General features: G+C 68.7%; 20 protein-coding genes and 1 tRNA gene. 13 read left to right on the top strand and 8 right to left on the bottom strand.

What is annotated here, in order from left to right:
- Positions 1 to 161: 161 nt before the first annotated feature.
- Positions 162 to 4784, bottom strand: a complete 4623-nt coding sequence (locus tag ACSMFO_RS32295) for an ATP-dependent helicase (protein WP_436461620.1) — start codon at positions 4782 to 4784, stop codon at positions 162 to 164.
- A gap of 172 nt (positions 4785 to 4956) precedes the next feature.
- Between ACSMFO_RS32295 and ACSMFO_RS32300 the strand changes: the two genes are divergently transcribed.
- The 7 genes from ACSMFO_RS32300 (at position 4957) to ACSMFO_RS32330 (ending at position 11051) form a co-directional block, all read left to right on the top strand.
- Complete coding sequence (locus ACSMFO_RS32300; protein ID WP_436461603.1) at positions 4957 to 6867, top strand: Hsp70 family protein; 1911 nt, start codon at positions 4957 to 4959, stop codon at positions 6865 to 6867.
- 96 nt (positions 6868 to 6963) lie between these two features.
- Entirely contained in the window at positions 6964 to 7158 is a 195-nt protein-coding gene (locus ACSMFO_RS32305) for a DUF3046 domain-containing protein (RefSeq protein WP_038516362.1), read from the top strand.
- 207 nt (positions 7159 to 7365) lie between these two features.
- Positions 7366 to 8406, top strand: a complete 1041-nt coding sequence (recA, locus tag ACSMFO_RS32310) for a recombinase RecA (RefSeq protein ID WP_005164741.1) — start codon at positions 7366 to 7368, stop codon at positions 8404 to 8406.
- 79 nt (positions 8407 to 8485) lie between these two features.
- Complete coding sequence (locus ACSMFO_RS32315) at positions 8486 to 9013, top strand: regulatory protein RecX (protein WP_436461621.1); 528 nt, start codon at positions 8486 to 8488, stop codon at positions 9011 to 9013.
- Positions 9014 to 9409: 396 nt separating this feature from the next.
- Positions 9410 to 10033, top strand: coding sequence for a glyoxalase (locus ACSMFO_RS32320; RefSeq protein WP_378410865.1), 624 nt, complete (start codon positions 9410 to 9412; stop codon positions 10031 to 10033).
- Between the two features lie 50 nt (positions 10034 to 10083).
- The gene (locus ACSMFO_RS32325; protein WP_436461604.1) at positions 10084 to 10524 is read left to right on the top strand and encodes an iron chaperone; all 441 of its coding nucleotides are present in this window, start codon (positions 10084 to 10086) and stop codon (positions 10522 to 10524) included.
- Positions 10525 to 10613: 89 nt separating this feature from the next.
- On the top strand, positions 10614 to 11051 hold the full coding sequence (locus tag ACSMFO_RS32330; protein WP_436461605.1) for an N-acetyltransferase family protein: 438 nt from the start codon (positions 10614 to 10616) through the stop codon (positions 11049 to 11051).
- 45 nt (positions 11052 to 11096) lie between these two features.
- Here the strand turns inward: ACSMFO_RS32330 and eda are convergent, their stop codons facing one another.
- Both eda and edd read right to left on the bottom strand, forming a co-directional pair.
- Entirely contained in the window at positions 11097 to 11717 is a 621-nt protein-coding gene (eda, locus tag ACSMFO_RS32335; protein WP_016332712.1) for a bifunctional 4-hydroxy-2-oxoglutarate aldolase/2-dehydro-3-deoxy-phosphogluconate aldolase, read from the bottom strand.
- Positions 11714 to 13603, bottom strand: a complete 1890-nt coding sequence (gene edd, locus ACSMFO_RS32340; protein ID WP_436461606.1) for a phosphogluconate dehydratase — start codon at positions 13601 to 13603, stop codon at positions 11714 to 11716. Before edd ends, eda begins: the two co-directional genes overlap by 4 nt.
- A gap of 264 nt (positions 13604 to 13867) precedes the next feature.
- Between edd and ACSMFO_RS32345 the strand changes: the two genes are divergently transcribed.
- The 5 genes from ACSMFO_RS32345 to ACSMFO_RS32365 all read left to right on the top strand — a co-directional run bounded on the left by ACSMFO_RS32345 (position 13868) and on the right by ACSMFO_RS32365 (position 18088).
- Positions 13868 to 14155, top strand: a complete 288-nt coding sequence (locus tag ACSMFO_RS32345; RefSeq protein ID WP_016332714.1) for a hypothetical protein — start codon at positions 13868 to 13870, stop codon at positions 14153 to 14155.
- A complete protein-coding gene (locus ACSMFO_RS32350; RefSeq protein WP_436461607.1) occupies positions 14152 to 14982 on the top strand; it encodes a hypothetical protein in 831 nt (276 codons plus the stop codon). The genes ACSMFO_RS32345 and ACSMFO_RS32350 overlap by 4 nt, the downstream gene beginning before the upstream one ends.
- A gap of 51 nt (positions 14983 to 15033) precedes the next feature.
- Positions 15034 to 16950, top strand: coding sequence for a fumarate reductase/succinate dehydrogenase flavoprotein subunit (locus ACSMFO_RS32355; RefSeq protein ID WP_436461608.1), 1917 nt, complete (start codon positions 15034 to 15036; stop codon positions 16948 to 16950).
- Complete coding sequence (locus ACSMFO_RS32360) at positions 16947 to 17699, top strand: succinate dehydrogenase/fumarate reductase iron-sulfur subunit (protein ID WP_005164720.1); 753 nt, start codon at positions 16947 to 16949, stop codon at positions 17697 to 17699. The genes ACSMFO_RS32355 and ACSMFO_RS32360 overlap by 4 nt, the downstream gene beginning before the upstream one ends.
- Before the next feature lie 317 nt (positions 17700 to 18016).
- A tRNA-Glu gene (locus tag ACSMFO_RS32365) sits at positions 18017 to 18088 on the top strand.
- A gap of 147 nt (positions 18089 to 18235) precedes the next feature.
- Here ACSMFO_RS32365 and ACSMFO_RS32370 read toward each other — a convergent pair.
- From ACSMFO_RS32370 to ACSMFO_RS32390, 5 genes are all read right to left on the bottom strand, one after another.
- Entirely contained in the window at positions 18236 to 18679 is a 444-nt protein-coding gene (locus ACSMFO_RS32370) for a class I SAM-dependent methyltransferase (RefSeq protein ID WP_436461609.1), read from the bottom strand.
- A 121-nt stretch (positions 18680 to 18800) separates the two neighbouring features.
- A complete protein-coding gene (locus ACSMFO_RS32375) occupies positions 18801 to 19709 on the bottom strand; it encodes an amino acid ABC transporter permease (RefSeq protein ID WP_436461610.1) in 909 nt (302 codons plus the stop codon).
- On the bottom strand, positions 19706 to 20401 hold the full coding sequence (locus tag ACSMFO_RS32380) for an amino acid ABC transporter permease (protein ID WP_350583373.1): 696 nt from the start codon (positions 20399 to 20401) through the stop codon (positions 19706 to 19708). Before ACSMFO_RS32380 ends, ACSMFO_RS32375 begins: the two co-directional genes overlap by 4 nt.
- Positions 20402 to 20485: 84 nt before the next feature.
- Positions 20486 to 21343, bottom strand: coding sequence for a glutamate ABC transporter substrate-binding protein (locus ACSMFO_RS32385; RefSeq protein ID WP_350583375.1), 858 nt, complete (start codon positions 21341 to 21343; stop codon positions 20486 to 20488).
- Positions 21344 to 21398: 55 nt separating this feature from the next.
- Complete coding sequence (locus ACSMFO_RS32390; RefSeq protein ID WP_007029281.1) at positions 21399 to 22127, bottom strand: amino acid ABC transporter ATP-binding protein; 729 nt, start codon at positions 22125 to 22127, stop codon at positions 21399 to 21401.
- Between the two features lie 394 nt (positions 22128 to 22521).
- Between ACSMFO_RS32390 and ACSMFO_RS32395 the strand changes: the two genes are divergently transcribed.
- The gene (locus ACSMFO_RS32395; protein ID WP_038516335.1) at positions 22522 to 23211 is read left to right on the top strand and encodes a response regulator transcription factor; all 690 of its coding nucleotides are present in this window, start codon (positions 22522 to 22524) and stop codon (positions 23209 to 23211) included.
- Positions 23212 to 23215 lie beyond the last annotated feature (4 nt).

Raw genomic sequence — 23215 nt, forward strand, 5'->3', positions numbered from 1 at the left:
AACGTCCTTCTCCGCAGGTCTGAGTGCCTGTTGGTGAACCCGCGTCCGCGATCGCGTCGGCAGGGCGCAATCTGGTCTTCCAGGTCGCGGCGGGTGCTGATGGCGTACGGTCACCTTCCGGACAAAATCTCAGCTCCGCCAACAGGCTCTGAGCGGTGATTCTAGGCCCGCAGCCGCAGTCCCTTGGGAGTCGCCCGGAAACCCGCCTCCTGGAGGACGGCCGAAAGCTCCGAGGTGAGCGCCACTTCGCCGTCCGCCTTCTGCACCGCGAGCTGGCCGAGCCAGCCCTCCCGCACGGCCGTGGACAGCGCCCGCGCGGCCGACCGCAACGTCTCCTGATCCTCGGTGAAGCTCAGCAACGACCGGCCGCCCCGCTCGACGTACATCGCCGGGACACCGTCCACGAGTACCGCCAGCGCGCCCGCTTTCCTTGCCGGGCGGTGCTTCGTGTCGCCCGTCGCGGCGGGCCACGCCAACGCGGCACCGTAGGGCTGCGCCGGATCCGCGGCGGCGAGCACGACGGCGCCTTCGGTGGTCGTGCGCTGGTTCCCGGATTGCGCGCGCAGCCTGTCGACGGCGCCCTTCGCCGCGAACTGCGCCGCGCCGAGCCCTTCGACCACGTACCCCCGGACGACCTGGCCCGAATCCTCCATCCCGCGCAAAACCTTGTAGATCCCGGAAAAACCGCCCGTGACGCGTTCGGTGTCGAGAGCTCCGCGGGTGAGGACGCCGTGCCGCTCCAGGAACGCCTCGGTCCGCGCGTGCGCGCGCCTGGTCGGATCCGGTTCGCGATCGGGGGGCAGGGCCCAGCGTCCCGCGACCGTCGGCGGCCCGGTGCGCGAAGGCATCGCCGGACGACCGGCCCGAAGCCGCGCGTACCGGCCGCGAGGAGCCTGCCGCCGTGGTTTGTGCGCCGCGCCGGAGCCGGAGACCTGTGCCCGTAGCGGGCCCAGTGTGTCGCCGGTGACCAGCCCGGCCCACACGAGATCCCATAGTGCGGCCACGACTTCGCCGTCGTTGGGCGGGGTCTCGACCAACGGCGACGCGCGATCCACCAGCTGCCGGAAGAACTGCGCCCCGCCCTCCAAAGTGGACAGAATGGCTTCGTGGAGCGGACTGGAGGGCAGATCGTCGTCGAGATCCGGCAACAGCAGATCGGCGACGTCCGTGGGCGCGAGCGCCAGCCAGCCGTCCCCGCCGGACAGGGAACCGCAACCACACCAGGTGACCTCGCCCGCGGTGGTGAGCTCGTCCAGTAGCGAAGGGGTGTAGCCGGGCAGCCTGCTCGGCAGGATCAGGGACTCGACCGCGCTCGCCGGCAGCGGGGCTCCGGCCAGTTGCTCGACCACGGACAGCACGTCATCCGCCGTCGGCGCCGACCGCACTCGCGCGCCGATACCGTGCCACGACGGCAGGAACCGGCCCAGTGCCGCCGGTTCGACCGGCTCGACCTCGGCCCGCAGCCGGGCCAGCGACGCCCGCCGGAGCCTGCGCAGCACCGACGCGTCGCAGAACTCGATGCCGACGCCGTGGGTCTCCGGATGCCCGACGGGGCTCAGCTCTCCCCGGACCAGCCTGCCCTGTGTGGTCAGCCTGTCCAGCACGCCGGTGACCACGGCCGTCCCGAGCCCGAACCGCTCGGCGGCCTGGCGGGCGCTGAACGGGCCACGGCTTCGCGAATAGCGGGAAAGCAGGTCTCCGACCGGATCCTCGACCGGTTCGGTGAACGCCTCCGGCACACCGACCGGCAGCGCGGTGCCCAGCGCGTCCCGCACCCGGCCCGCGTCCTCGATGGCGATGAAACGCTCGCCGCCACCGATACGTACCCGGATCACCCGACGCGCGGCTTCCAGCTCCTCCAGCCATTCCCGCTGGATCCCGCGCGCGGCGGCCTCCTCGATCGAGAGATCGCCGAGGAACCGCAACAGATCCGCGGCTTCTTCGGCGTTGCGGGCGTGCCTGTCCGGGTCGAGCCGCTGCAGGGAGCGCTCGACCTCGGCGACGACCTCGGCGTCCAGCAGCTCCCGGATCGCCTCGGTGCCGAGCAGCTCGGCCAGCAGCGTCGAATCCAGCGCCAGCGCCGCCGCGCGCCGTTCCGCGAGCGGGGCGTCCGTCTCGTACAGGAACATCCCGACGTAGCCGAAGAGCAGGCTGCGCGCGAACGGGGACGCGGACGGCGTCTCGACCTCGACCAGCTTGACCTTCCGGGACCGGACGTCGGTCATCAGTTCGCGCAGCCCGCCGACGTCGTACACGTCCTGAAGGACTTCCCGCATCGCTTCCAGCACGACGGGGAACCGCTCGTACTTGGCCGCGACCGAAAGCAGCTGGGACGCGCGCTGCCGTTGCTGCCACAGCGGGGTGCGACGGCGCGGATCCCGGCGGGGGAGCAGCAGCGACCGCGCCGCGCATTCCCGGAACCGCGCGGCGAACAGCGCGGAGCCACCGACCTCGGCGACGATCAGCTGCTCGACCTCTTCCGGGTCGAGCAGCACGTCTTCGACGCCGATGGTGACCTCGGCGCCGTCCATGTCCAGCGCCTCGGGCAGCCGCAGCACGATGCCGTCGTCGGAATGCGCCACCTGGGCGTCGACCCCGCGGTTCTCCCGCAGCCGGGCCGCGATCGCGAGCGCCCACGGCGCGTTGACCTGCGCGCCGAACGGCGAGTGCAGGATGACGCGCCAGTCGCCCAGCTCGTCGCGGAACCGTTCCAGGAGCACGGTTTTGTCGTTCGGCACATGCCGGGTGGCCGACTTCTGCTCTTCCAGGTACGCCAGCAGGTTGTCGCAGGCGTACTCGTCCAGCCCGGCGACGGCGGCCCGTTCCCTGGCCGCCGAGGGCTCCGAAGTGGACAGTTCGCGGACGAACGCGCCCAGCGCCCGCCCCAGCTCCAGCGGGCGGCCCGGGGCGTCGCCCTTCCAGAACGGCATCCGGGCGGGCTCACCCGGCGCGGGGACCACGATCACCCGGTCGTGGGTGATGTCGGTGACCCGCCAGGAGGAGGTGCCGAGCAGGATCGTGTCGCCGACGCGGGACTCGTAGACCATCTCCTCGTCGAGCTCGCCCACGCGCGACCCGGGTTTGTCGTCGCCGCCCGGCGTCATCACGGTGAACAGGCCGCGGTCGGGGATCGTGCCGCCCGAGGTCACCGCCAGCCGCTGCGAACCGGGGCGGCCGTGCAGCTCGCCGCTGACCCTGTCCCAGGTGATCCGGGCGCGCAGCTCACCGAACTCCTCGCTGGGGTACCGGCCGGCGAGCATGTCGAGCACGGCCAGCAACGCGTCGTCCGGCAGGGACGCGAACGGTGCCGCGCGGCGGGCCAGCGCGGCGAGTTCGTCGACCGTCCAGGATTCGAGCGCCACCATCGCCACGACCTGCTGCGCGAGCACGTCCAGCGGATTCCGCGGATATCGCACCGCCTCGATCGCCCCGGACGCCATCCGCTCCGCCACCACCGCGCAGGAGACGAGGTCACCGCGGAACTTCGGGAACATCACCCCGCTCGACACCGCGCCGACCTGGTGCCCGGCCCGGCCGACCCGCTGCAGGCCCGAAGCGACCGTCGGTGGCGCCTCGATCTGCACGACGAGATCGACCGCGCCCATGTCGATGCCCAGTTCCAAAGAGGACGTCGCCACGACACACGCCAGCCGCCCGGACTTGAGCTCCTCTTCCACATGCGTGCGCTGCTCACGCGACATCGAGCCGTGGTGCGCCCGCGCGATCACCGGGGCCGCGCCGGTGGTGAGCCCGGACTGGCCGATCGCCTCGGCCGGATACCGCTGATCCGGCTCCAGCTCGCTCTGTTCCGCCACGAGTTCGTTGAGCCGGGCCGTCATCCGCTCGGTGAGCCGCCGCGAGTTGGCGAACACGATGGTCGACCGGTGCGCCTGGATGAGTTCGAGGACCCGCTCCTCCACCGCGGGCCAGATCGACGGCCGTCGCGGTGCGCCGTCGATGTCCTCCAGCGAGCCGGGCAACCGCGCGAGGCCCGCGTCGAGGTCTTCGTTCTGCTTCGGCCCCTGCGGACCGTCGAGATTGGACATGTCCTCGACGGGGACCTCGACACGGACCTCGATCGTCTTCGCGAGCTTCGGCTGGACGATGGTGACCGGCCTGCCGCCGGCCAGGAACGAGGCGACCTCGTCGATCGGCCGGACCGTCGCCGACAGCCCGATCCGCTGGGCGGGCTTCTCCAACAAGGCGTCGAGCCGCTCCAGGGACAAGGCCAGATGCGCGCCGCGTTTGCCGCCCGCGACCGCGTGGACCTCGTCGATGATCACCGTCTCCACGCCGCGCAGCGAATCGCGGGCGGAGGAGGTGAGGATGAGGAACAGCGACTCCGGCGTGGTGACCAGCACGTCCGGAGGCGTCTTGCCGAACGAGCGCCGCTCGGCGGCCGTGGTGTCACCCGTGCGCATGCCGACGCCGATGTCCGGCACCGGCAGCCCCAGCCGCCGCGAGGCCTGCGAGATGCCCGCCAGTGGTGCTCGCAGGTTGCGCTGGACGTCGACCGCCAGCGCCTTCAGCGGCGAGACGTAGAGGACGCGGCAGCGTTTCCGCGGCTCGGATGGCGGCGGCTCGACCGACAGCCTGTCCAGTGCCCAGAGGAAGGCCGACAGCGTTTTACCGGAGCCTGTCGGGGCCACGACCAGCGCGTGTTCCTTCGCGTGCGCGGCACGCCACGCCCCCTCCTGCGCGCGGGTGGGCGCGGCGAAGGCCCCGGTGAACCAGTCCCTGGTCGCGGGGGAGAAGAGGTCGAGTACGTCTGCCACGCCCTCCATAGTGCGCCGGACCACCGACAGTTTCGCTCCGAGGGCTGTGACGAGGCACCCGGTCGGGACGAGATCGGCGGGTTCCGCACGTGCGGTGACCTCGCTCATGGGAGCATCACGGCCAGCGCGGCCGGATCTGTACTGGGGCGGCCGCCGTTCGTCTGTTGAAGGGGTATGAGCTGTGCGGATCCTGTCGGTGGACCTCGGGACGTCCAACACCGTGGCCGTCCTATCGGCGCACGGGAGGCCGCCGCGGGTGGTCGAGGTCGACGGTTCGGCCAACATGCCGTCCGCGGTGTTCGCCACCGAGGAGGGCACGATCATGGTCGGCCGCGACGCCGAACGCCGTGCCCGGCTCGACCCGACCCGCTTCGAGCCCAACCCCAAACGCCGGATCGACGAGCAGACGCTCCTGCTGGGCACGGACGTCATCCCGGTCACCGAGGTGCTGGCCGCGATCCTGCGCCGCGTCCTCGACGAGACCACCCGCCAGCTCGGCGGCGAACTGCCCGACGAGGTCCGGCTCACCCACCCCGCGCAGTGGGGGCAGACCCGCCGCAACGTGCTGCTGTCCGCAGCCCGGCTCGCCGGGATGGGCGGCAACCTCGTGCTCGTCCCCGAGCCGGTCGCCGCGGCCGCGCATTTCGCGTCGTTCCCCGGCAAGACGCTCGCGCCGGGTCAGGCGCTCGCCGTGTACGACCTCGGTGCCGGCACCTTCGACGTCGCGATCGTCGGCGCGACCCCGAACGGCGGCTTCACCGTCGTCGCCGAAGACGGCCTTCCCGACCTCGGTGGTCTCGATGTCGACCAGGCGCTGCTGGTGCACGTCGGCCGCGAGGTCTCGCACAGGGACCCTCAGCGCTGGCAGCGGGTTTTGCGGCCCGAGTCCACTCCGGACCGTCGTACGCGGCGGGCGCTGCAGGAGGACGTGAAGGCGGCGAAGGAAGCCCTCTCGCGGCACCCGCAGACCGAGGTCCCGATGCCGGAGCCGTTCGAGGACGTCCTCGTCACGCGAGGCGAACTCGAAGCGCTGGTGCGGCCGTCGATGCTGCGCAGTGTCGAGCTGATGTCGCGGGTGGTCCGCTCGGCGAGTATGACCCCCGACCGGCTCGCCGGTATCTACCTCGTCGGCGGTTCGAGCCGTCTCCCGCTGGTCGGCAGCCTGATCGCGGAGAAGCTCGGCGTCGTCCCCGGCAGTCTCGACCAGCCCGAGACCGCGGTGGCGCTCGGCGCCCAGCACGTCGCTTCCGACGGCATCAGCTCGCGTACGCAGGGCGTCGAAGGGCAGGTCGCGGCGGGAACCGGGGCGCATCAGGTCGGCCCCGGCGCGTCGGGACCGTACGCGCCGCCGCAGCAGGTCGCGTCGATCCCCGGCTACTCGGGCGGGGGCCCCGGTCAGTCCGGCGGCTTCCCCCAGTCGGGTTATCCGAACAGCGGCCCGCAGCAGGCGCAGCAGCCCGCGCCGACGAATTTCCCGACGTACTCCCTCGCCGGGCAGACCACCGCCGAGAAGGCTCCCACGAGCAAGAAGAAGCCGCTCGTCATCGGCGCCATCGTGGCCGTGGTCGTGCTGCTCGCCGCCGGGCTCACGTTCTTCCTGACGTCCTCTTCGTCGACGACCTACACGGCCGACGAGTGCAAGGTGCCCGGCGCGGCCGACGACAAGGGCCTCACCGGATGCCTTCGCCAGCTCGCGGGGAAGATCGCCGACACCGGGGACTGCAAACCCGGGATGGGCAACGGGCCGGCGAAACCGGCGGAAGACCTCGGCGTGACGTCGACCTGCTCCGCTCCGGGCCGCGCCGGGACCCAGGTGACCTATCTGCAGAGCGACTCGGCGGACAAGCTCAAGGCCTACACCGACGGACTGCTCAAGTCGGCCGGCGGGGACCGCACCGAGGCGAAGTGGGTCGGCAACGCGCTGGAAGGCCAGTACTCCTCGGCCGCCGGGCGGAACGCCGCCGTGCTGGTGTTCACCGTGACCGACCGGCCGCTGGTCGGCTTCATCTACCAGGTGCCTGCCGAAGGACAGACCCCGACGCCGGGTGAGCTGGCCGATTACTTCGAGAAGAGCGTCCAGCCGGGCGAATAGCCCTCTTCGCGCGTGAAGGCCCCCTTCCCTCGGCTCAGCCGCGTGAAGGGGGCCTTCACGCGTTTCCCGCCGAGTGCCGGGGCTAGACTCCGCTCGATGCGTATCACGGTTTTCCGGCGGCTGATGGCCGACGAATTCGGTCCAGGACGTGCGGAAACCCTCTCCAGGGATCACGTCTTCGGTGAACTCGGGGGCCGGACCGTCGAACAGGCCCTCGACGCGGGAACCTCGGCCAAGGACGTCTGGCGGGCGGTCTGCGACGCCTTCGAGGTCCCACCCGAGCGGCGCTGACCTCGAAGAACGGGCAAGAACCTTAGCGCAACGGCGTGTCGGAGACGGCCTCGAACACACGTTCGTCTATGGTGTTGTCCACAACGGGGTCAGCGATCCACAGCTTGGGCGCGAGGCCTGGAATTGTCGGTGGTCGCCCGTAGCGTCGGACCCGACAGCTCAGAACTGAATCAAGCCCTACCCGGCTCAACCAACGAGGTGGACTCCATGGCACCAGCAGCACCCGACAAGGACAAGGCGCTCGAACTGGCCCTCGCCCAGATCGACAAGCAGTACGGCAAGGGCTCGGTCATGCGCCTCGGCGAAGAGGGCCGCGCGCCGATCGAGGTCATCCCCACCGGTGCCATCGCACTCGACGTCGCGCTCGGGATCGGCGGCCTGCCCCGCGGCCGGGTCATCGAGATCTACGGTCCGGAGTCCTCCGGTAAGACCACCGTCGCCCTGCACGCGGTCGCCAACGCGCAGAAGAACGGCGGCATCGCCGCGTTCATCGACGCGGAGCACGCGCTGGACCCGGAGTACGCCAAGAAGCTCGGCGTCGACACCGACGCGCTGCTGGTCTCCCAGCCGGACACCGGTGAGCAGGCGCTCGAGATCGCGGACATGCTGATCCGTTCCGGCGCGCTCGACATCCTGGTCATCGACTCGGTCGCCGCGCTCGTGCCGCGCGCCGAGATCGAGGGCGAGATGGGTGACAACCACGTCGGTCTGCAGGCCCGGCTGATGAGCCAGGCGCTGCGGAAGATGACCGGTGCGATGAACAACTCCGGCACCACCGCGATCTTCATCAACCAGCTGCGCGAGAAGATCGGCGTCATGTTCGGCTCCCCGGAGACCACGACCGGTGGTAAGGCGCTGAAGTTCTACGCGTCGGTCCGCCTGGACGTCCGCCGGATCGAGACGCTGAAGGACGGCGGCGAGCCCGTCGGCAACCGCACCCGCGTCAAGGTCGTGAAGAACAAGGTCGCGCCGCCCTTCAAGCAGGCCGAGTTCGACATCCTCTACGGCAAGGGTGTCTCCCGCGAGGGTTCGTTGATCGACATGGGTGTCGACCAGGGCATCCTGCGCAAGTCCGGCGCCTGGTACACCTACGAGGGCGACCAGCTGGGCCAGGGTAAGGAGAACGCCCGCAAGTTCCTGCTGGACAACCCGGACATCGCCAACGAGATCGAGAAGCGCATCAAGGAGAAGCTCGGCATCGGTGCCGCCGTCGACGCCGAAGCCGCCCCCGCGCCGGTCGACTTCTGAGTTCCGGAGCCCCGCCGACGGGGTGAAGTCGCCGATCGGCCGTTTCGACTGGAGTGAGAGCTGAATGCGTGCGCCCAAAGTGGATCCGGCGGAGCTGCCGCCGGACGAGCGGAGGAAGAAGGCCAAGGAGATCTGCTTCGATCTCCTGGCCGCGCGCCCGCGTTCCACGGAGGAACTGCGTCAGGCCCTCAAACGCAAGGGCTTCGACGAGGAGACGACGGAGACCCTGCTCGGTAAGCTGGACCAGGCAGGGCTCATCAACGACGCCGAGTTCGCCGAGATGTGGGTGCGTTCCCGTCATGCCAACATGGGCCTGGCACGGACCGCCCTCGTAGCCGAACTCAAACGCAAAGGAATCGATGGGGATATCGCCGTCCAGGCCGCCGAAGAGGTGGACCGAGAGGCAGAGGAGCAGCGCGCCCGAGAGCTGGTACGGAAGCGCATGCGCTCCTTGGGCAACGTCGACGAGCAGACGGCGATCCGCCGCCTGCTGGGCTTCCTCGCCCGCAAGGGCTATCCCCAAGGGCTGGCCTACACCGTGATCCGCGACGAACTCCGCGAGTTCGGCGCCGAGTCGGTACTGCTGGACGACGCCACCCTCGACTGAGCTTCCGCACCACACCAGCTCACCGGCCGTACGGGCACACCTGCCCGCGCGGCCGGTGTTTGCGTTTCCGGGCGGTTTCGCGTGACCAGACGGACGACACGCGTGTCCAGACGGACGACACGCGTGTCCAGACGGACGGCTCGGGACAGATCCCGGCTACGCGCGTGTCGTCCGTCCAATCACGTGTGTCGTCCGTCTGATCACACGCGCCGTCCGCTCAGTCACGCGAAAGTGCCGCCTGGGCGCACCCCGGTGACCACGGGCCTGCCGCCACGGGAACCCCGCGCGGCCCAGATCGCCCTCCGCCAACCCTCCGCCAAGCCTCTGAACAGCGCCGATACGACCGATCAGGAATCGAGAAGCGCCGGAAGCCCGCCGCGAAATAGCGTTACCGGCATGAACTTCATCGACGCCATCACCCTCGAAGTGGCCGACACCGAGGCCGCCGAACGCTTCTACACCACCGCCTTCGGGCTCGGCTCCGAGCTTCGCTTCCGGGCGTCGCAGGAGCCCTCCACCGGCTTCCGCGGCTACACCCTTTCCCTCACGGTTTCCCAGCCCGCCAACGCGGACGCGCTCATCGACGCCGCCGTCGCCGCCGGGGCGACCGTGATCAAGCCCGCCGCGAAGTCGATGTGGGGTTACGGTGGAACCGTCCAGGCTCCGGACGGCGCGATCTGGAAGATCGCCACCTCGGCGAAGAAGAACACCGCGCCGGCCACCCGCGAGATCGACGCCATCGTGCTGCTGCTGGGCGTCGCCGACGTGGCCGCGAGCAAGAAGTTCTACGTCGAGCACGGGCTCACGGTCGGGAAGAGCTTCGGCCGCGTGTATGTCGAGTTCGAGGCCGGCTCGAGCCCGGTGAAGCTGGCGCTGTACAAGCGCAAGGCGCTGGCCAAGGACGCCGGCGTCTCCCCCGAGGGCACCGGCTCGCACCGCATCGCGATCTGCGGCGCCGCCCCGTTCACCGACCCGGACGGATTCGCCTGGGAGACCTCGGCGCTCGCCGCCCAGTCCTGATGTGCCACTTCCGGATGCCCCCGCTCGCCGCTTATCAAGGAGAAAACGCCATGACCACGACCTACGAAGGATTCTCGGCCGAAGAGAAGGCCGCGATGAAGGAACACGCCCAGGACATGAAGAAGGCGGCGCGTCGCAGCTCGGCCGCCGACAAAGCGGCGGCCGCGGAACAGGACGTGATCGCGAAGATCGCCGAGATGTCCGATGAGGACCGGGCGCTGGCGGAGCTGGTCCACACCGTCGTGAAGGCCAACGCCCCGATGCTCGCGCCGAAGCTCTGGTACGGCCAGCCCGCCTACGCGCTGGACGGCAAGCTCGTCTGCTTCTTCCAGCCCGCGGCCAAGTTCAAGACGCGGTACGCGACGCTCGGCTTCAACGACGCGGCTCAGCTGGACGACGGCGCGATGTGGGCGACCGCCTTCGCGCTGACAGGCGTCACGCCCGATGTGGAGCAGCGCATCGCCAGCCTGCTGAAGCAAGCCGTCAGCTGACGGGAGTGGCAGCCCGCTTTACCGCGTGAGTGGCCACACGCGGGACGGAGGGGAAACCCTAGGCTCGGGTGATCACTGGGAGGACGCACATGATCACCATCGAGCCCTTGAAGCCTGAAGACCGCGAAGCCTGGGAAGGCCTGTTCCGCGCGTACATCGCCTTCTACGAACGTGTTGCGCCGCAAGAGGTCTACGACCGGGCTTGGCGCGAGTTCCAAACGGGGGAGCGGATGCACGCGCTCGGTGCCCACGTGGGCGGCGAGCTCGCCGGGATCGTGCATTTCCTGGTGCACCCCAGCACTTCCGCGCTCACCGACGTCTGTTACCTGCAGGATCTGTTCACCGCGCCGGAAGCCCGCGGCAAGGGGGTTGCGCGGGCGCTGATCGAGGCCGTCGCGGACTGGGCGCGTTCCCGCGAGTGCGGCAGGGTCTACTGGCACACCAAGGAATCCAACGCGACGGCGCGCCGCCTGTACGACCGGGTCGCGGTCAACCGGGGCTTCATCCAGTACCAGTTGCCACTGTGAAGACAGTGAGCCACCCGTCACCCGAGTGGCCCTCACCGAGTCGGATCAGAGCTTCGAAGCCTCCGCCGCGAACGCCTCGATCTTCCCGAAGTCCTTGGCGGCCAAGGCATCCTTCGGCGTCAGCCAGGAACCGCCGATACAGCCCACATTGGACAGCGCGAGATAGTCCGGTGCGGTCTTCACGGTGATCCCGCCGGTCGGGCAGAACTTCAGCCCGGGCAGCGGCCCGCCGATCGACTTCAGGTACGCCACGCCGCCGCTGGCCTCGGCGGGAAAGAACTTCAGCGCGGTCAGCCCACGTTCGGCCAGCCGCATCGCCTCCGAAACCGTGCTCGCGCCCGGCAGGAACGGCAGGCCGGTGTCGAACGCGGCGTCCAGCACGGCGTCCGTGCAGCCGGGGGTCACCAGGAACTTCGCGCCGGCGTCGGCCGCCTGCTTGGCGTGTTCGGGCGCCGTGACGGTCCCGGCGCCGATGACGATCTCCGGGACCTCCGCGGCGATCCGCTCGATCGAGGCGAGTGCCGCCGGGGTGCGCAGGGTCAGCTCGATCACGCCGATCCCGCCCGCGAGCAGGGCCCGCGCGGTGGGCACGGCGTCGGCGGCGTCGTCGAGCACGACGACGGGCATCACGGGGGACAGGCCGAGCAGGTCGGCGCCGGTGGTCACTGGGTTACCTCCACAGGGGTCAACGTGTGCGCCGGAGCGCCGAAGTGTTCCGGCGTGAGCGGTCCGAACACGCTCGCGCCCCGATCGGCGGGGCCGACCGCGCGGCGCAGCGCCGCGAACAGCTCCCGGCCGGTGCCGGTCCAGGATGCCTCCGAAGGCGGGGAATCCACCAGTTCACGGCGGGCGAGTTCTTCGTCACCCACGAGGACGTCGAGCGTCCCGGCCTTGGCGTCGAGGCGGACGACGTCGCCGTCGGCGATCCGCGCGATCGGGCCGCCCGCGGCGGCTTCCGGGGTCACCTGGATCGCCGCGGGGATCTTGCCGGACGCGCCCGACATCCGGCCGTCGGTGAGCAACGCCACCTGGTGCCCGCGGTCCATCAGCACCCCGAGCGCCGGAGTGAGCCCGTGCAGTTCCGGCATGCCGTTGGCCTGGGGGCCCTGCTGGCGGATGACCACGACGACGTCGCGGTCCAGATCGCCGGCCTCGAAAGCGTCCTTGAAGGACTTCTGGTCGGTGAAGACCCGCGCCGGGGCCTGCACGATCCGGTGCTCCGGCGCCACCGCGGACACTTTGATCACCGCGCGGCCGAGGTTGCCCGCGACCATCCGCAGCCCGCCGTCGGCGGCGAACGGCCGCCACGCGGGGCGCAGCACGTCCTCGTCGAGGCTGCGTGTCGGGACGTCGCGCCAGACCAGTTCGCCCTCGGAAAGGATCGGCTCCTGCCGGTAGCGGTGCAGGCCCGGACCGGCGACGGTCTGGACGTCCTCGTGCAGCAGACCCGCTTCGAGCAGCGTGCCGACCAGGAACTGGATGCCCCCGGCGGCGTGGAAGTGGTTGATGTCCGCGCTGCCGTTCGGGTACACGCGGGCCAGCAGCGGGATCACCGACGACAGATCGGAGAAGTCGTCCCAGGTCAGCTGGATGCCCGCGGCGGCGGCGATCGCGACGAGGTGCATCGTGTGGTTGGTCGAACCGCCCGTGGCGAGCAGTGCGATGACACCGTTGACGACGGCCTTCTCGTCGATCACCCGCGAGACCGGGGTGTACTCCTCACCGCGCGACAACTTCACCACACGGCGTCCGGCCTCCTCGGTGAGCGCCTTCCGCAGCGGCGAGTTCGGCTGCACGAAGCTGGCGCCCGGCAGGTGCAGGCCCATCACCTCGACGACCATCTGGTTCGAGTTGGCCGTGCCGTAGAACGTGCACGTTCCCGCCGAGTGGTACGAAGCCGCTTCGGCGTCCAGCAGGTCTTCGCGGGTCGCCTTGCCCTCGGCGTAGAGCTGGCGCACGCGCGCCTTCTCCTTGTTCGGCAGGCCCGAGTTCATCGGCCCGGCGGGCACCAGGATCGCCGGGAGGTGCCCGAAGGACAGCGCCCCGATCAGCAGGCCGGGCACGATCTTGTCGCAGACGCCGAGCAGCAGCGCCGCGTCGAACATGTCGTGGGACAGCGCGATCGCGGTCGACATCGCGATCACCTCGCGGCTGAACAGCGACAGCTCCATGCCCGGGCGGCCCTGGGTGACGCCGTCGCACATCGCGGGCACGCCGCCGGCGAACTGGGCGACGCCGCCCGCCTGGCGGACCGAGCCCTTCAGCATCGCGGGGTACTCCTGCATCGGCTGGTGCGCCGAAAGCATGTCGTTGTAGGAGGAGACGATCGCGACGCCCGGCGCCCGCGCGGCGCGCAGTGCCGCTTTGTCGACACCTTCCATCGCGGCGAAGCCGTGGGCGAGGTTGCTGCAGTCGAGGCCGCGCCGCACCGGCCCTTCCTCGTGGGCGGCGGCGACGCGCTCGAGGTACGCGGCGCGGGTTTCGGCGCTGCGGGCGGCGACGCGTTCGGTGACTTCGGCGATGATGGGGTGGACGTTCGGGGCGGTGCTCATTGTCCGGCTCCGGATCACTGGTCGTGGTGGTCCGCGGGACGGCAACGCTGACGTCGCTGGGTCGTGACAGTGGCCACAGTAACCCAGGGGAAAGCCCGAATCAAAATCGATACAGAAGATCGACTCGCGTGACCTCCGTCACGCCACTGAGGTCTACTGTGCTACTTGTCACATTGCACAACGCGCGGCAGAGTCGGCATGGCGAGGTATCGCTTGCCCTCGAAGGCTCAAGCGGCCAACCGAACCGACCATCGGGAGGTACCGATGTCCACCACAGAGATCGCCGAGCTTCGGCGAGCCATCGGTCAGTTGAGGCAGTGCGTCGGCGCGCTGCGGTCCCGGTACGGCGACGCCTCGGCGGTACGGCGCCTGGCGAACGACGTCGAGCGCCTCGACATCGACGCGACCGACCTCGACACGACCCCGAACGCGGTGCCCGCGCAGGCGAAGGCCGCCGATCGTGTCCAAGTTCCCGATACGCCCTACGACCCGGCGCTCTGGCAAGGCGCCGATGACGAAGGCGTCGGCGGCTACAAGCGCGACCAGCGGTGAGCGCCCCCGGCGAGCTTGAAGCCGGACGGGGTACGGGGGTCCGCGCGCCGTCGCGGGCCCGGATCGCCGAAAGAACGCTGCGCACCGACCGATGGTGGCTGTCCCCGCTGCTGACCGTCCTCGGCCTTTCCGCCTTCATCATCTACGCGACGATCAGGTCTTTCGTGCGCACCGCGTACTGGGTGCCCGAGTACCACTACCTGACGCCGTTCTATTCGCCCTGTGTCTCGGAATCCTGCGTCGAAGGCTCCCGGCATTTCGGGGCCTGGATCGGCGAACTGCCGGGCTTCATCCCGCTCGGCTTCCTGGTCCTGCCGTTCCTGCTGGGCTTCCGGCTGACCTGCTACTACTACCGCAAGGCCTACTACCGGGCCGTCTGGTTCTCGCCGCCCGCCTGCGCGGTCGCCGAACCGCACGCGAAGTACACCGGGGAGACCCGGCTGCCGCTGATCATCCAGAACGCCCACCGCTACTTCTTCTACGTGGCCGTGGTCGTCTCGCTGGTCAACACCTACGACGCGATCACCGCCTTCCACGGCAAGACCGGCGGATTCGGTTTCGGGCTCGGCAACATCGTGCTGCTCGGCAACGTGATCCTGTTGTGGGCGTACACGTTGTCGTGCCACTCGTGCCGTCACGTGACCGGCGGCAGGCTCAAGCACTTCTCCAAACATCCGGTCCGCTACTGGATCTGGACCCAGGTGACGAAACTCAACACCCGCCACATGGCGCTGGCGTGGACGACGCTCGGCACGCTCGTGCTGACCGACCTCTACGTGATGCTCGTGGCGAGCGGTGCGATTTCGGATCTGCGGTTCATCAACTAGCGGCGCGGGAATCTCCCGTCCCCGGCGACAAGCTTCGAGGTGGCTCTTTTCATGACCGAGGTCGAACGGCTCAGCTACGACGTGGTGGTGATCGGTGCCGGCGGTGCCGGCCTCCGCGCGGTCATCGAAGCCCGTGAACGCGGCTTCAGCGTCGCGGTGGTGTGCAAATCGCTCTTCGGCAAGGCACATACCGTGATGGCCGAAGGCGGCTGCGCGGCGTCGATGGGCAACGCGAACTCGAACGACAACTGGCAGGTGCACTTCCGCGACACCATGCGTGGCGGGAAGTTCCTCAACAACTGGCGGATGGCCGAACTCCACGCCAGGGAGGCGCCGGACCGGGTCTGGGAACTGGAGACCTACGGCGCGCTGTTCGACCGCACCGCCGACGGCCGGATCAGCCAGCGCAACTTCGGCGGGCACACGTACCCGCGGCTGGCGCACGTCGGCGACCGCACCGGGCTCGAACTGATCCGCACGATGCAGCAGAAAATCGTTTCGCTGCAACAAGAGGACTTCAAGGAGACCGGTGACTACGAGGCGAGGATCAAGGTCTTCGCCGAATGCACGATCACCGAGCTCCTGACCGAAGACGGCCGGATCTCCGGCGCCTTCGGATACTGGCGCGAGAGCGGCCGGTTCATCCTGTTCGAGGCGCCGGCGGTGGTGCTGGCGACCGGCGGCATCGGGAAATCCTTCAAGGTCACCTCGAACTCGTGGGAGTACACCGGTGACGGGCACGCGCTGGCGCTGCGGGCCGGGGCGACGCTCATCAACATGGAGTTCGTCCAGTTCCACCCGACGGGCATGGTCTGGCCGCCGAGTGTGAAGGGGATCCTGGTCACCGAAGGCGTCCGAGGTGACGGCGGGGTCCTCAAGAACACCGAGGACAAGCGGTTCATGTTCGAGTACGTCCCCGACGTCTTCAAGGGGCAGTACGCGGACAGCGAAGAGGAAGCCGACCGCTGGTACACCGACCAGGAGAAGAACCGCCGCACGCCGGATCTGCTGCCGCGCGACGAGGTGGCGCGCGCGATCAACTCGGAGGTCAAGGCGGGCCGGGGATCGCCGCACGGCGGGGTCTTCCTCGACATCGCCAGCAGGCTGCCCGCGGAGGAGATCCGCAAGCGGCTGCCGTCGATGTACCACCAGTTCAAGGAACTCGCCGACGTCGACATCACGAAGGAACCGATGGAGGTCGGCCCCACCTGTCACTACGTGATGGGCGGGATCGAGGTCGACCCGGACACCGCGTCGTCGAGCGTGCCGGGGCTGTTCGCCGCCGGTGAGTGCTCGGGCGGGATGCACGGGTCGAACCGGCTCGGCGGCAACTCCCTTTCGGATCTGCTCGTCTTCGGCCGTCGTGCGGGCCTCGGCGCCGCGTCCTATGTCGCGGAGCTGAAGGATCGCCCGAAGGTCAGTCAGTCCGATGTGGACGCCGCCGCGGCGATGGCGCTCGCGCCGTTCGACCCGCCGGGTGACGGCGTCGAGGAGAACCCGTACAGCCTGCACACCGAACTGCAGCAGTCGATGAACGACCTGGTCGGCATCATCCGCAAGGCGGAGGAGATCGAGCGGGCGCTGGAGAAGCTCGGCGAGCTGCGCGAGCGGATCAAGCGGGTCACCGTCGAAGGGCACCGGCAGTTCAACCCCGGCTGGCATCTCGCCGTCGACCTGCGGAACATGCTGATGGTCAGCGAATGCGTCGCCAGGGCCGCGCTCACCAGGACCGAGAGCCGGGGCGGGCACACGCGGGACGACCATCCGGGCATGGACGCCCAGTGGCGCAACAAACTCCTGGTCTGCTCGGCCACCGCGGGCGACAACCCGGTGGTGCCGGACATCGGCGTCGAGGTCAAGGCGCAGACGCCGTTGCGGCAGGACCTGCTGGAGCTGTTCGAACTGTCCGAGCTGGGGAAGTACTACACCGACGAAGAACTGGCTTCGCACCCCGGGAGTCCGGCATGAGCTACAAGGCGAGTTTCCGGGTCTGGCGCGGCGACGCCGATTCGGGTGAGCTGCAGGACTACAGCGTCGAGGTCAACGAGGGCGAGGTCGTCCTCGACATCATCCACCGGTTGCAGGCCACCCAGGCCTCGGATCTGGCGGTGCGGTGGAACTGCAAGGCGGGCAAATGCGGCTCGTGCTCGGCGGAGATCAACGGCAAACCGCGGTTGCTGTGCATGACGCGGATGTCGACCTTCACCGAGGACGAGGTCATCACCGTGACCCCGATGCGGACGTTCCCGGTGATCCGCGACCTGGTGACCGACGTGTCGTTCAACTACACCAAGGCCCGCGAGATCCCGTCGTTCACGCCGCCCCCGGAGCTGAAGCCGGGGGAGTACCGGATGCAGCAGGTGGACGTCGAGCGCTCGCAGGAGTTCCGCAAGTGCATCGAATGCTTCCTGTGCCAGAACACCTGCCACGTGGTGCGTGACCACGAGGAGAACAAGGAGGCCTTCGCCGGGCCCCGGTACCTGATGCGGATCGCCGAACTCGAAATGCACCCCCTTGACGTCGCCGACCGGCGTGACGAGGCGCAGGAGGAGCACGGGCTCGGGTACTGCAACATCACCAAGTGCTGCTCGGACGTGTGCCCGGAGGGCATCCACATCACCGACAACGCGCTGATCCCGATGAAGGAACGCGTCGCGGACCGGAAGTACGACCCCATCGTGTGGCTGGGGAACAAACTGTTCCGGCGAGACAAGTAGCGCAGGCCTCGTGAGTGGCAAGGACGGTTCTAACCGTCCTTGCCACTCACGAGCCTAAATCGGTTGCCGCCGCTCCTATGCCTGTCGCACACTTACCCGCACACCGACCGAGGAGGACACATGACGCGACGTTGTTACGCCATGGCCCTTGGTATGGAAGAAGAACGCGGCTCCCGGCCGATGTCCTAGCACGACGTCGCACACGTGGAGCCGCCCTTCGGGAAACCGAACCGGGCGGCTTTTTCTTTGCGGTGACCCTGATTTCTGGAACGAAGCAGTCCGGTGCGCGATGCGTGCCGGACTGTGTTCCAGGCCAAGGCGCGTTGGTCCAGCGGAATGGATACCGGGTTTTCACCCCGGTGACGTGGGTTCGACTCCCACACGCGCTACGCCCCGGCACGGCGGGGAAACCTGTTCCGTCGTACCGGTGCGGCGGTGTGGGGTCCGTGTGTCCCATACCGCCAGACGCGCACGGTCCGGCGACCGGCCGGGATTCATAGCCCCGGCCAGCCTGGCTCGACACCAGGGTGCGCGACTCAGCCCGTCTTGCGGGCGCTGTGCACGTCGCCGCTCTCGTGACGGCGCAGGACGAGATCCTGGAAACCGTTGTCCCGCAGACCTTCTTCCAGGTTGAGCCCGTTCGTGGCGACGACCACCAGCAGCCCGCCCGTCACCAGGCTCGCGGCGACGCGACCGAGATGGGCCGGTGACTCCAGGAAGGCGACGACGATGTCGAAGGCCCCCATCACCGGCAGCCGGGCGATCTGGTGGACCTCGTACGAGATCCCGACGGGATCGCGTTCCTCTTCGCGTTGCGCGACCGCGATCGATGCCTGATCCGCGTCGACACCGACCACGCGGCGCGCGCCCTCTCGCCGGAACAGGCGCGGATAGCGGCCATCGCCGCACCCGACGACCAGGACCGCCCTGCCCGCCAGGTCCGGCAGCGCTTCGAGCAGCGTCGCGGCCTGGTCCGCCATACGGCCGACGCTAGCCGAGCGGCTGCTGCCCCGACAGGACCAAGAGGCCTATCTCGACATACATGAAGGCCCCCTTCCTGTGCTTCAGCGCAAGGAAGGGGGCCTTCATGTACTTACGGAGCTAGAGCGACCGACCGGTGTTGAAGTCGGTGGCGTCGACGACGGACGCGGGTGCGTCGTGCATCGGCTTGGCGCCCTTGGGCGCCTTCTTCCGCCGCGCCAGCTTGTTCTCCAGCCAGCTCGCGAACTTCGTCAGGAGCAGGTTCAGCACGATGAAGATGATCGCGACGACGATGAGCGTCGGGATCGTGTTGCTGTAGAGACCGGTGAGCGGGCCGGAAGCCCGGATCAGCTCGTCGAAGCCGATGGTCAGCTGTCCGGCCAGCGCGGTGTCCTTGAGGATCACCACCAGTTGGCTCACCAGCGCGGGCAGCATCAGCGTGACCGCCTGAGGGAGCAGGACGTTGATCATCGTCTGGGTCTTGCGGAGACCGAGTGCGGACGAGGCCTCGGCCTGGCCCTTGGGCAGCGCGAGGATGCCCGCCCGGAACACCTCTGCCATGACCGAACCGTTGTACAGCACCAGTCCGGTCACCGCGGCGAACAGCGGGCGGATCTCCGCGTCGATGCCCGTGTAGAACGAGTAGAACGCGGCCGCGAAGACCATCAGCAGCAGCACCGGGATGGCGCGAAAGAACTCGACGATCCAGCCGACCGGCAGCCGGATCCACTTGTGGTCGGACAGCCGTCCGATGCCCAGCAGCGCACCGATCGGCAGCGCGATCACGATCGAGAGTCCGGCCGCCTTAAGCGTGTTGAGCAAGCCGGGAAGCAGGAACTGCGTCCAGGTCGCACCGTCGACGAAGGGCTTCCAGAGCGCCCCCGCCCACTGGCCCTTCTCGTCGAAGCCGGTGTAGACGAAGTAGATCACCAGCGCCAGGACGAGCACGAAAAGCACGCTGTAGAGCCAGTTTCGGACCCGCGCCTTGGGGCCCGGGATGTCGTACAGAACGGTCTGCGTGCTGCTCATCGCTTGACCTCGACCTTCTTGGCGACCCAGCCCAGCAGCAGGCCGAGGGGGAGGACCAGGATGACGAACCCGACGGCGAAGATGAGGAAGACCAGGAGCAGCGAGTCGGACTCGTTCTCGATCATGTCCGACATCAGAAGCGAGGCTTCGGCGACACCGATGATCGAGGCGACCGTGGTGTTCTTCAGCAGGGCGATCATGACGTTGGTCAGCGGCGCGATCACCGAGCGGAACGCCTGCGGCAGCACGATCAGCGTCAGCACTTGGAGGAAGCCGAGACCGAGCGCGCGGGCCGCTTCCGCCTGGCCGACCGGGACGGTGTTGATACCCGAGCGCAGCGATTCACAGACGAACGTGGCGGTGTAGGCGATGAAGCCGAGGATCGCGAGCCGGAAGGCGTTGTCCTCCAGCGACGTCGTCGAGTCCGCCGAGGCCAGGTTGATCCCCAGGGTGGAGGACAATCCCAGCGAGGTGAAGACGATGATCACCGTCAGCGGGGTGTTCCGGAAGATGTTGACGTAGGCGGTGCCGAACGCCCGCATGATCGGAACCGGGCTGACCCGCATCCCCACCAGGATGGTGCCCCAGATCAGGGCGCCGATCGCGGAGAAGAAGGTCAGCTTGATCGTCATCCAGAAGGCGCCGAGCAAGTCGTAATTGGGATTGTCGAGGAAATCGAACAAGGTGCTCAACCCAGCCTCGGTATGGGAACGGTGCGCCGCGGTACACGGCGCACCGTTCGATTCCTTCAGTTCAGCGGCTCAGCGAGCCGGGTGTCAGGAGATGGCCGGGGGCTCCGGGATCTTGTAGCCCGACGGACCGACGTTCTTCTCCAGAGCGGCCTTCCAGGCGCCGTCCTGCTGCATCTTCTTGATCGCGTTGTTGATCGCGGTGATGCTCTCGGCGTCGTCCTTCTTCAGGCCGATGCCGTACTTCTCGTCGGTGAAGCCCTTGCCGACCAGCTTCAGCTTGCCGGGCTGCTGCGCGGCGTAGCCGCCCAGGATGACGTCGTCGGTGGTCATCGCGTCGACGGTCTTGTTCAGCAGTGCGGTGACGCAGTCGGTGTACTTGCCGACTTCCTGGAGCTGAACCTCCTTGGCGTACTTCTCCTTGACGTTCTGCGCCGGGGTCGAACCCTTGACCGAGCAGAGCTTCTTGTTGCCGGTCAGCGACTCCGGGCCGGTGATGTCGGTGGAGTCGGCGCGGACCAGCAGGTCCTGGTGGGCGATGAAGTACGGGCCCGCGAAGGAGACCTCGTTCTTGCGCTTGTCGGTGATCGAGTAGGTGGCGACGATGAAGTCGACCTCACCCTTCTTGATCAGGTCCTCGCGCTGCGCCGACTGCGCTTCCTTCCAGGTGATCCCCGACTCTTCGACGCCGAGCTCCTTGGCGATGTACTTCGCCACGTCGACGTCGAACCCGGCGTAGGTGCCGTCGGCCTGCTTCTGGCCGAGGCCGGGCTGGTCGAACTTGATGCCGATGGTCAGCTTCTTGTCGTTCTTGGCCTTCGCCACCACGTTCTTGGCGCCGGAGCCGCTGCCGGCGTCGGACCCGCCGCCACCGCCACAGGCGGAGAGGGCGAGACCGGCCGCCACGACGGCCGCGCTCATACGCAGAACTCGGTTCAACCGCATTGTTCTCAGTTTCCTTCCGAATCTTGTCCAGCCTTGCCGGCCGGCGGGGAAGACCTCAGTGGGTCAGGATCTTGCCGAGGAAGTCCTTGGCGCGATCCGTCTTCGGCTTGGTGAAGAAGTCGTCCGGGGTGGAGTCCTCGACGATCTCGCCGTCGGACATGAACACCACCCGGTTCGCCGCGCGCCGCGCGAAGCCCATCTCGTGGGTGACGACGAGCATCGTCATCCCGTCCTTGGCGAGCGTGGTCATCACGTCGAGGACCTCCTGGACCATCTCCGGGTCCAGCGCCGAGGTCGGCTCGTCGAACAGCATCACCTTGGGGCGCATGGCCAGCGCGCGGGCGATCGCCACCCGCTGCTGCTGCCCGCCGGAGAGCTGGGCGGGGTACTTGTCGGCCTGGTTGGCGATGCCGACACGTTCGAGCAGGTCCATCGCGGTCTTGCGGGCTTCGGCCGAGTTGACCTTGCGGACCTTCATCGGCGCGAGCATGACGTTCTCGACGATCGTCTTGTGCGCGAACAGGTTGAACGACTGGAACACCATGCCGACGTCGGCGCGCAGCGCGGCCAGCGCCTTCCCTTCGGCGGGCAGCGGAACACCGTCCACCGCGATCTCGCCGGAGTTGATGGGTTCCAGCCGGTTGATCGCCCGGCACAGCGTCGACTTGCCAGACCCGGACGGCCCGAGCACGACCACGACCTGCCCACGCGGCACCTCGAGGTTGATCTCCTTGAGCACGTGCAGGTCGCCGAAGTACTTGTTCACGGCGGCCGCCTTGATCATCGGCGCCGCCACCTCCGCGGTCATCTGGCCTCCAGGAGCGTTCGTTTGCAGGGGACTGCGGGGTCAGGCACCACGCGATGGCGGAAACCTACTCCCGTCGGACCGCTTGTAAAGACGGCTTGACCAATACTTAGGGTTTCAAGTCCGTATCGTTCTCAAGCCACCGGACGGCCCGATCCGCCGCCGTCCGGCGCTGATCAGCCTAGACAAGCCGGGGGTATCCCGTAACCGGGGTCACACAAGATCTGTGACGCATCGTGACCATTACCGCGTGCAGCTGGTCCCTCACAGGGCCATCCGGCCCAGCGGTACGGGCAGCGCGAGTGGTGACTCACCCCATAGAGTCGTTCCTCAAGTCGTCGCGGTGCGGGGACGACGTGAAAGGGAAACACGGGTGCGGGTACTGCTGGTGGAGGACGACGACCGGGTCGCGGGTGCCTTGACGCCCGCGCTGACCCGGCGCGGCCTGACGATCAAACGCCTGGCCTCCGGCGCCGGGGTGCTCGATCTGGTGCACGAGGTCGACGTCGTGCTGCTCGACCTGGGGCTCCCCGATATCGACGGGATCGTGCTGTGCCGCCGGATCCGCGCGGTCAGCGACGTCGCGGTGATCGTCGTTTCGGCGCGGGGCGAGGTCGACGACCGGATCCAGGGATTGCGGTCCGGCGCCGACGACTATCTGGTGAAGCCCTACGACGTCGACGAACTGGTCGCCCGCGTCGAGGCCGTGCGCCGTCGCCGCGGGGAGCGGCCCGCCGCGCCCGAACCGGCGGGCGTCATCCGGGCGGGTGACGTCTCCGTCGATATCGGGCGCCATGAGGTGCAGGTCGACGGACAGCCGGTTTCGTTGTCCCGCAAGGAATTCCAGGTGCTCGCGCTGGTGGTCACCGCCCGTGGCGCGGTCTGCGCCCGTGACCACGTGCTGAACGAGGTCTGGGGCCATCGTGGCCCCGCGGAGAGCCGGTCGCTCGACGTCCACGTCGCTACCCTGCGGACCAAACTCGGCAGGCCCGCGCTGATCGAGACCGTCCGCGGCGTCGGGTACCGCCTCGGCGGCGCCTACGGCCCGGCCGAGGAGGGCTGAGCCG

This window comes from Amycolatopsis sp. w19 (genome assembly GCF_051373225.1).
In the GTDB taxonomy this organism is placed as follows: domain Bacteria; phylum Actinomycetota; class Actinomycetes; order Mycobacteriales; family Pseudonocardiaceae; genus Amycolatopsis; species Amycolatopsis japonica.

Excerpts from the sequence above, each read along its gene's own strand:
- ACSMFO_RS32295 (WP_436461620.1), bottom strand. The coding sequence starts at position 4,784 with ATGGAGGGCGTGGCAGACGTACTCGACCTCTTCTCCCCCGCGACCAGG.
- ACSMFO_RS32305 (WP_038516362.1), top strand. The coding sequence starts at position 6,964 with ATGCGTATCACGGTTTTCCGGCGGCTGATGGCCGACGAATTCGGTCCA.
- recA (WP_005164741.1), top strand. The coding sequence starts at position 7,366 with ATGGCACCAGCAGCACCCGACAAGGACAAGGCGCTCGAACTGGCCCTC.
- ACSMFO_RS32320 (WP_378410865.1), top strand. The coding sequence starts at position 9,410 with ATGAACTTCATCGACGCCATCACCCTCGAAGTGGCCGACACCGAGGCC.
- ACSMFO_RS32325 (WP_436461604.1), top strand. The coding sequence starts at position 10,084 with ATGACCACGACCTACGAAGGATTCTCGGCCGAAGAGAAGGCCGCGATG.
- ACSMFO_RS32330 (WP_436461605.1), top strand. The coding sequence starts at position 10,614 with ATGATCACCATCGAGCCCTTGAAGCCTGAAGACCGCGAAGCCTGGGAA.
- edd (WP_436461606.1), bottom strand. The coding sequence starts at position 13,603 with ATGAGCACCGCCCCGAACGTCCACCCCATCATCGCCGAAGTCACCGAA.
- ACSMFO_RS32345 (WP_016332714.1), top strand. The coding sequence starts at position 13,868 with ATGTCCACCACAGAGATCGCCGAGCTTCGGCGAGCCATCGGTCAGTTG.
- ACSMFO_RS32355 (WP_436461608.1), top strand. The coding sequence starts at position 15,034 with ATGACCGAGGTCGAACGGCTCAGCTACGACGTGGTGGTGATCGGTGCC.
- ACSMFO_RS32360 (WP_005164720.1), top strand. The coding sequence starts at position 16,947 with ATGAGCTACAAGGCGAGTTTCCGGGTCTGGCGCGGCGACGCCGATTCG.
- ACSMFO_RS32370 (WP_436461609.1), bottom strand. The coding sequence starts at position 18,679 with ATGGCGGACCAGGCCGCGACGCTGCTCGAAGCGCTGCCGGACCTGGCG.
- ACSMFO_RS32375 (WP_436461610.1), bottom strand. The coding sequence starts at position 19,709 with ATGAGCAGCACGCAGACCGTTCTGTACGACATCCCGGGCCCCAAGGCG.
- ACSMFO_RS32385 (WP_350583375.1), bottom strand. The coding sequence starts at position 21,343 with ATGCGGTTGAACCGAGTTCTGCGTATGAGCGCGGCCGTCGTGGCGGCC.
- ACSMFO_RS32390 (WP_007029281.1), bottom strand. The coding sequence starts at position 22,127 with ATGATCAAGGCGGCCGCCGTGAACAAGTACTTCGGCGACCTGCACGTG.